The following is a 6,829-nucleotide window of genomic DNA, read 5'->3' as shown; positions in this document are numbered from 1 at the left end:
ACAAGCGTGCTCATACAGGGTGCGAGGGTAGCGGAAATGTAAGTGCACGACCGTACAAACCTACCCGAATCAACGGCTTGCAGCGTGTTCTTGTAGTGTTTGTTGCAACGAGGCGCAGCATGGTTTCAGCGCCCGCGGTCATTGGAATTGATGCGCTCGCTGCTCAGAACGGTGATGACCCGTTGGCTGCGTTGCACCAGCGAGCGTTGTTCCAGCACACGGTCTGTCAGGCGCAGGCGCCCGCGCACCTCGAAAAAGCGCGAGTTGAAGCTCACCCCCGCCAGCTCTTCTGCCGTCATGCCGGTGAGCTGCGCCTGGATTTCTTGTTCATTCTTGAAGGGCGTGCGCTGGCGGTATTGCACCAGCCGTTCGGCATCGCCCACGTTGAGCTTGGGGATGGCCGAGGCGATCACCTCGCGTGAGGCTGTGTTGATGTTGACCGTTGTGCGCTCGGGCAGCAGCACGATGTGCGGCTCCAGCCGCAGCAGGGCCTGCGGGTCCACCCCCAGCCAAGTCAACTGCGCGATGCGCTTGGGAGGCAGTGGCGGGTTGGTGTTGGCGCCCGGGCTGCCCGGTGGGGTGTAGGCCTCCTTGAAACCGTTGGCCAGCGTGTCGGCCACGTTGACGGAGACGTTCACGTTCTCGCACAGGCGGCGCAGGATGGCCACATCGGGCACCGAGAGTTCGTTTTTGCCTTCCACCATCAGGTTGCGCAGGTTGAAGCGCGACTGCGCGTCGGTGATGCTGCCCGAGAGGAAAGCGTCGGGCGCGTCGTCGGTGTTGTCTTTGTCGGCGGCAAGAAAGGTCGACAGGCGTGCCTCGGCCAGGGGCACCGCCCAGGGCTCGCCGAGGTGGTCAACCGGCGCGGTGTTCGGGCGGGCATCTTCTTTCAGGATCAGCCCGGCCCAATCGAGCGCGCCAGACAGGATCCAGGCCGACTGCGAGCGCGAGCGTTCGGCGGTTTCAACCTGCACGGCGCGCCACTGCTGCCAGATCATCGACACCGCCAGTGTGGCCACGAGCGTCACGATGATCATGGCCAGCAAGATGGCTGCGCCGCGTTGGTGTCGGGGCGATTTCATTGCGGGCCCAAGGCGATCTGGCGCGTGACGCTGCCGTTGAAACCGCTGCCTTCACCGAAGCTCAGCACCACCCGCACGGCCTTCAGCGGGTCGTTGTCGCCCTGCGGGCCCACGCGGGCGGGAGCAGATGCGGAGCCGGCCGAGGGGTCGGTGCCGGCGCTCGACTGGCAGTTGCTCCAGCCGTTGCCGCGGAAGCAGTAGGCCTGCCATTCGGTGATGCCGGTGAGGGTGCGCAACTGGCCAGGTTCGTTGCCGAGGAACTGCTGGCTGCTCATCCACTGGTCTTGCAGGGCCCGTGCGGTGGTCACTGCCGGGCCGGCCCAGCGCAGCCAGGTGCCGCCGCGTAAAGACCACACCACCAGCTGCAGGCCATCGGGCGTGCGGCGTGTGAGGCGCAGCGACAAGCCGTCAAAGCTCGGCAGTGTTTGGGGCAGGGCGCCGCTGTCTTGCGCGGATTCGAGGTCTTGCTGGAACTGGGCCAGCACGGTGTTGACGCGCAGCAGCTGCTCGAGCCGACCCTGGCTCGCCTCGCGCGTGCGCACGATGCCATCGACCCCCTGCCAGGCCATCGCCGCGAGGATGGCCATGATCATCATCGCGACCAGCACCTCGACCAGCGTGAAGCCGCGTTGCGGGGAGTGAACAGACGCGCGCATGTTCAGCGGCCCAGCACCGTCGACAGGGTCAGCACGGGGCGCCCATCTTCATTGAAGATCTGCGCATCGGCACGCAGGAAGTTGGGGTTCGGGGTGCGGCGCGAGACCAGCTTGCCCTGGTACGACACACCAAACTGCTCACAGGTGAACTCGATCTCGGTGGGCACCTGGAAAAACTTGGTCAGCTTGAGCTCGGTCAACTCGTTCTCGGCGCACCACTGGGCCGAAGTGACCTCGAGGATGCGCTGTGCGTTGTCCGACAGCGCCCCCGCCGCTTTCATGCCCGCACCCAGCGTGACGGCGACGATGGCCAGCGCCACCATCACCTCGATCAGCGTGAAGCCCGTGAAGCGGCGTGTTCGACGGTGGGTCATGGTGGGGTGGGATTCTCGGTGTCGACCACGAAGAACGGCCCCAGGCCGTCGGTGCCGACGGCAAGGCGCTGGTCTTCGAGTCGCAGCACGATGCGCTGCGGCGCGATCAGCGGCTCGGGCCCCAGCACCACGGCGCGTGCACCGACGATCTCGGCCGACACACCGGTGCCGAGCCATTGGCCCGGGAAGTCGCTGGTGTTGGTGACGCCGACAAACTCAAAACCGGGATCGCCGGCGTCGACCGAGCGGGGCTCCCAGCGCACCGCCATGCCCGAGGCGCGCGATTCGGCGCGTGCCGATTCGAGCAAGGCCACCAGGCGGGCGGCTTCGTTCTCGAGCTGGGTGCCAGCGGGGTCACGAAGCGCCAGGCTCATCAGGCCGGAGGCGATGGCAATCAGGCTCACTACCACCATCAGTTCGATCAGGGTGAAACCCCTGACCGCGTGGTGGCTGCGGCGCTTATTGCCAGGAGCCGACTTCAGCGTCTTTGCCTTCGCCGCCCACCTGGCCGTCGGCACCAAAGCTGTACACATCGATCTCGCCTTTCACGCCGGGGTTGGCGTACTGGTACGGCCGGCCCCAGGGATCGTTCTGGAGCTTGGGCACATAAGGCTTCCAGTTGGGGGGAATGATGCCCGTGGTGGGTTTGGTCACCAGTGCTTGCAGGCCTTGCTCGCCGGAGGGATAGCGTTGGTTGTCGAGCCGGTACAGCTTGAGCGCTTGCATGATGTTGTTGACGTCGGTGCGCGCGGCGGTCACGCGGGCATCGTCGGCGCGGTCGAGCACGTTCGGGGCGATCAGCGCGGCCAACACCCCGATGATCACCAGCACCACCATCAGTTCGATAAGGGTGAAGCCACGGCTGCGGCGAGTGGCGTGAAGCTTGATCAAAGGGTTCATGACTTGCACGGGTGGCTGGACATTGAGGCGTTGAATCATAATCGTCCGATGATTGCTCGACCGTCAGCTTTCGTGATTTGGGCCTTTGTGGCCATCGCCACCGTTTTCTGGGGCATGCGCTTGTTCGTGCGCGCCGACCCGGTCCCGTCCAATGCGGTGGTGGCGAGCGATGCGGTGCAACTGCGCGGTGACCTGTCGGGCCTGCTCGGCGCGGAGCCTGTCGCCGCTGTGGCGGCTGCGCCCCAGATGAGCAGCCGTTTCCGCTTGCTCGGCGTGATGGCTGCCAAGGCCGGAGCCGATGGCTCGACGCCGGGTGTGGCCCTGATCTCGATCGACGGCAAACCGGCACGGGCCTTCACGGCGGGTGCTCGCGTCGAAGACCAGCTGGTGCTGCAAAACGTCAGCCTGCGCAGTGCATCGATCGGCGCGGCCCAGGGCGGTTCGTCGTTCGTGCTGGAGATCCCGGCGCTGCCTGCACCTGCCACCGGGGCCTTGCCCAGGTTGGCCATCGAGCCAGCTTCACCGCCGCCTGTGCAAGCGCCGATGCAAGCGCCTGCGGTGGTTCAGCGGCCGGCTGGCGTGGCCAACCCAGCCTCCGGAGCGCCGCCTCCGCGCCCGGCCAAGATCAACCCCGCCACCTCGCGCTGAGCAAGGCCTCAGCTAGGCCGCCGACCCTGCGTCGGGTGAGGCCATGTCGGCGGGTTGAGACGGGCCAGCGTCTTCGCCTTCTGCCACTTCGGTGAGCAGCGCGGCCGCACTCTGCACCAGGGGGAAGGCCAGCGTGGCGCCGGTGCCGTCGGTGCTCTCCATGCCCAGCTCCAGCAGGGCCAGCGTCTTGAACAGGCCGAGCGTGGTCGACAGGCCCGGGTGGCCGTGGCTGCGGCAGAACACGCAGTAGTCGGTGACGGTGGGGGCGATGCGCGCCGCGACCATCAGCGCCGCGCAGGCTGGCATGCCGTCGATCATGACGAGACGGCGTTTGCTGGAGGCCACCAGCAACACGCCCACCATCATCGCGATCTCGAAACCACCGCAGGCAGCGAGCACCTCGACCGGGTCGCTCAGCTCGCGATGGCGTGCCTGTGCGGCTTGCAACACCATCATCACGCGCGTGCCGTCTTCGGGTGTCATGGTGGGCGAGAGCACCAGGTTCTGGATGGGTTCGCCCGACAGGGCCGCCAACACCAGTGCTGCACTTTCATGCGAGCCCACACCGATGCCGGCGCAGGCGACCAGGTTGCCCACCATCGAGTCGGCGATCTCCATGCCGGCGCGGATGGCGGCGTGCGCCTGGTCCAGCGTCATCGCCATGTTGACCCGCGCATTGCGAGAGCCATGGGCGATCTTGCGGGCCATCAGGCGAGGGTGGGGCGCCACGGTTTCTGCCACGCCGCAATCGACCACGCTGAGCTCCATGCCCTGGATGCGTGCAAACACCGACACCGGCAGCTGCGAGGTGAGCAGGCTTTGCACCAGGCGGGCGGTGGTTGGCTGGCCGGGGGCGGCGACGCCGTCGACCGCCAAGCCGTGGTCAGCCGCGAAGAGGGCAATTTGCGGCGCCATGAAGCGCGGTTTGAGCGAGTTCTGCACCAGACCGAGGCGGACGGCCAACGGCTCCAGTTCGCCGAGCTTGCCCGTCGTTTCACTTCGCCGCTTGAGCTTGTCGCGCAAAGCCCGCTCGAGCAGTGGGTTGGAGGTGGGGGCAATGAGTGATCGGCTGACAGGCATGGGGTGTCGGGAGATCAGGTCTGAAGGGCAACGCGCAGCTTAGCGCGCGATTGTGCGGCCCCGGCCATCAGCGTAGAAACAGTTGGTAGGCCGGGTTGTCGGTTTCGTCGATCCAGGGGTAGGTCAGACCGGTGAGGAAATCTTTGAACGCCTTCTTGTCGCCTCGTGGCACCTGGATGCCCACCAGGATGCGGCCGTAGTCGGCACCCTGGTTGCGGTAGTGGAAGAGGCTGATGTTCCAGCCTGGGTGCATGCTTGAGAGGAACTGCATCAGTGCGCCGGGCCGCTCTGGAAAGACAAAGCGATAAAGCCGTTCGTCGCGCGCGAGTTCGCTGCGCCCGCCCACCATGTGGCGCAGGTGCTGCTTGGCCAGTTCATCGTGGGTGAGATCGACGGTGGCAAAACCGTGTTTGGCGAAGCTGCGGGTGAGCTTCGCGGACTCACCGCCGTTGCTCGTGGCCAGGCCGACGAAGACATGCGCCTTCTTTTCGTCGGAGATGCGGTAGTTGAACTCGGTGACGCTGCGCGGGCCGATCAGTTCGCAAAAGCGCTTGAAGCTGCCGCGCTCTTCGGGGATGGTGACGGCAAAGACCGCCTCACGCTCTTCACCCACCTCGGCCCGCTCGGCAACGAAGCGCAGGCGGTCGAAGTTCATGTTGGCGCCGCAGGTGATGGCCACCAGCGTCTGACCCTTGAGCTTGTGTTTTTCGGCGTACTGCTTGATGGCGGCCACACCCATCGCGCCCGAGGGCTCGAGGATGCTGCGCGTGTCCTGGAACACGTCCTTGATGGCAGCGCACACCGCATCGGTGTCGACCACCACATAGTCGTCCACCAACGCGCGAGTGAGGCGAAACGTTTCTTCGCCCACCAGCTTGACGGCGGTGCCATCGGCAAACAGGCCGACATTGTTGAGCTGCACGCGTTTGCCGGCCTTGACCGAGCGCAGCATGGCGTCGGAGTCGGTGGTCTGCACGCCGATGACCTTGATCTCGGGGCGCACCGACTTGATATAAGCCGCCACGCCCGAGATCAGCCCGCCGCCTCCGATGGCCACGAACACGGCGTCGATCGGTGCCTGGTGCTGGCGCAGGATTTCAACAGCGATGGTGCCCTGGCCAGCGATGACCTCGGGGTCGTCAAACGGGTGCACGAAGGTGAGGCCATGTTGGCGTTCGAGTTCGAGCGCATGCACATACGCATCGGAATAACTTTCGCCGAACAACACCACCTCGCCGCCCAGCGCGCGCACCGCATCCACCTTCAGCTTGGGCGTGGTGACCGGCATCACGATCATGGCCTTGCAGCCCAGGCGGTGCGCACCGAGGGCCACGCCTTGGGCGTGGTTGCCAGCCGAGGCGCAGATCACACCGCGCTTGAGCTGGGCGGCACTCAGCCCCGACATCTTGTTGTAGGCCCCGCGCAGCTTGAAGCTGAACACCGGCTGGGTGTCTTCGCGCTTGAGCCAGACCTGGTTGCCGACGCGCTTGGACAGGTTCTTGGCCAGTTCCAGCGGCGATTCGATGGCGACGTCATAGACGCGCGCCGTCAGGATCTTTTGCAAGTAGCTCGCGAGCCCAAGTTCGTCACCCGGTGCCTTGGCACGGCGAGGCTTGGCGGGGCGAACGGGGCCGGTCATGGCGTCTCCTGCGGTGGTGGCTTTGGGGCGCCGGATCATACGGCGGGGCATTTGGCCCAGAAAAAAACCCAAGGCATTGCTGCCTTGGGTTGAATCCACCAATAGAGGAGGTGGAGGAGACAAACGGTCGGCGCGGAGCAGGTAAAACTCAATCAACGCCAATGCCAACAGTGTAAGCGGGCTCATGTTGCGCCGCAATAAATTTCCCGCCTACGCAAACACGAAACATCGACTTTTTAGGGGGAAGCACAATCCCCGTTTTGGTGATTACTTCAGCAGTCGGAGCTTTTGATGGAATGCACGATCAAGTGGGTGGCGGCGAGTGGCATGGCTTTCATGGCCGAAACCGGCAGCGGCCATGTGCTGATGATGGACGGTGCACCCGACGGCGGTGGCCGCAATCTCGCGCCACGCCCCATGGAAACCGTGCTGGCCGGCACGGGCGCTTGC

General features: G+C 65.4%; 9 protein-coding genes. 2 read left to right on the top strand and 7 right to left on the bottom strand.

From position 1 onward, the window contains the following. Nucleotides 1-125: 125 nt before the first annotated feature. From gspK to gspG, 5 genes are read right to left on the bottom strand one after another with little or no spacing between them, the layout of a single operon-like run. Nucleotides 126-1,082 carry a type II secretion system minor pseudopilin GspK gene (gspK, locus tag RMO40_RS03445; protein WP_309716358.1) on the bottom strand — a complete coding sequence of 319 codons (957 nt, stop codon included), beginning with the start codon at nucleotides 1,080-1,082 and terminating at the stop codon, nucleotides 126-128. Continuing rightward, the gene (locus RMO40_RS03440; protein WP_309716355.1) at nucleotides 1,079-1,738 is read right to left on the bottom strand and encodes a prepilin-type N-terminal cleavage/methylation domain-containing protein; all 660 of its coding nucleotides are present in this window, start codon (nucleotides 1,736-1,738) and stop codon (nucleotides 1,079-1,081) included. Before RMO40_RS03440 ends, gspK begins: the two co-directional genes overlap by 4 nt. A gap of 2 nt (nucleotides 1,739-1,740) precedes the next feature. Continuing rightward, the gene (locus tag RMO40_RS03435) at nucleotides 1,741-2,112 is read right to left on the bottom strand and encodes a type II secretion system protein (protein WP_309716353.1); all 372 of its coding nucleotides are present in this window, start codon (nucleotides 2,110-2,112) and stop codon (nucleotides 1,741-1,743) included. Continuing rightward, nucleotides 2,109-2,645, bottom strand: coding sequence for a prepilin-type N-terminal cleavage/methylation domain-containing protein (locus RMO40_RS03430; protein WP_309716350.1), 537 nt, complete (start codon nucleotides 2,643-2,645; stop codon nucleotides 2,109-2,111). Before RMO40_RS03430 ends, RMO40_RS03435 begins: the two co-directional genes overlap by 4 nt. Beyond that, nucleotides 2,572-3,012 carry a type II secretion system major pseudopilin GspG gene (gspG, locus tag RMO40_RS03425; RefSeq protein ID WP_309716348.1) on the bottom strand — a complete coding sequence of 147 codons (441 nt, stop codon included), beginning with the start codon at nucleotides 3,010-3,012 and terminating at the stop codon, nucleotides 2,572-2,574. Before gspG ends, RMO40_RS03430 begins: the two co-directional genes overlap by 74 nt. A gap of 72 nt (nucleotides 3,013-3,084) precedes the next feature. Between gspG and RMO40_RS03420 the strand changes: the two genes are divergently transcribed. After that, entirely contained in the window at nucleotides 3,085-3,660 is a 576-nt protein-coding gene (locus RMO40_RS03420; RefSeq protein ID WP_309716345.1) for a hypothetical protein, read from the top strand. Between the two features lie 12 nt (nucleotides 3,661-3,672). Here RMO40_RS03420 and RMO40_RS03415 read toward each other — a convergent pair whose 3' ends face one another. Together RMO40_RS03415 and ilvA are read right to left on the bottom strand one after the other, a co-directional pair. Then, nucleotides 3,673-4,740, bottom strand: a complete 1,068-nt coding sequence (locus tag RMO40_RS03415; protein WP_309716342.1) for a nicotinate-nucleotide--dimethylbenzimidazole phosphoribosyltransferase — start codon at nucleotides 4,738-4,740, stop codon at nucleotides 3,673-3,675. A gap of 67 nt (nucleotides 4,741-4,807) precedes the next feature. Next, nucleotides 4,808-6,379: a threonine ammonia-lyase, biosynthetic gene (gene ilvA, locus RMO40_RS03410; RefSeq protein ID WP_309716337.1), complete on the bottom strand. Its 1,572-nt coding sequence runs from the start codon at nucleotides 6,377-6,379 to the stop codon at nucleotides 4,808-4,810. A gap of 291 nt (nucleotides 6,380-6,670) precedes the next feature. Between ilvA and RMO40_RS03405 the strand changes: the two genes are divergently transcribed. After that, nucleotides 6,671-6,829: OsmC family protein (locus tag RMO40_RS03405; RefSeq protein WP_489660097.1), on the top strand; the 159-nt coding region annotated here is incomplete at its 3' end.

Source organism: Rhizobacter sp., from assembly GCF_031412075.1.
Taxonomy (GTDB): Bacteria; Pseudomonadota; Gammaproteobacteria; order Burkholderiales; family Burkholderiaceae_C; genus Rhizobacter.
The sequence above is the reverse complement of the archived record's forward strand: the minus strand, read 5'-3'. Positions and strand labels throughout refer to the sequence as shown.

What these genes read in the sequence shown, in the direction of transcription:
- gspK (WP_309716358.1), bottom strand. Translation starts at nt 1,082, where the DNA reads ATGAAATCGCCCCGACACCAACGCGGCGCAGCCATCTTGCTGGCCATG.
- RMO40_RS03440 (WP_309716355.1), bottom strand. Translation starts at nt 1,738, where the DNA reads ATGCGCGCGTCTGTTCACTCCCCGCAACGCGGCTTCACGCTGGTCGAG.
- RMO40_RS03435 (WP_309716353.1), bottom strand. Translation starts at nt 2,112, where the DNA reads ATGACCCACCGTCGAACACGCCGCTTCACGGGCTTCACGCTGATCGAG.
- RMO40_RS03430 (WP_309716350.1), bottom strand. Translation starts at nt 2,645, where the DNA reads ATGTGTACAGCTTTGGTGCCGACGGCCAGGTGGGCGGCGAAGGCAAAG.
- gspG (WP_309716348.1), bottom strand. Translation starts at nt 3,012, where the DNA reads ATGAACCCTTTGATCAAGCTTCACGCCACTCGCCGCAGCCGTGGCTTC.
- RMO40_RS03415 (WP_309716342.1), bottom strand. Translation starts at nt 4,740, where the DNA reads ATGCCTGTCAGCCGATCACTCATTGCCCCCACCTCCAACCCACTGCTC.
- ilvA (WP_309716337.1), bottom strand. Translation starts at nt 6,379, where the DNA reads ATGACCGGCCCCGTTCGCCCCGCCAAGCCTCGCCGTGCCAAGGCACCG.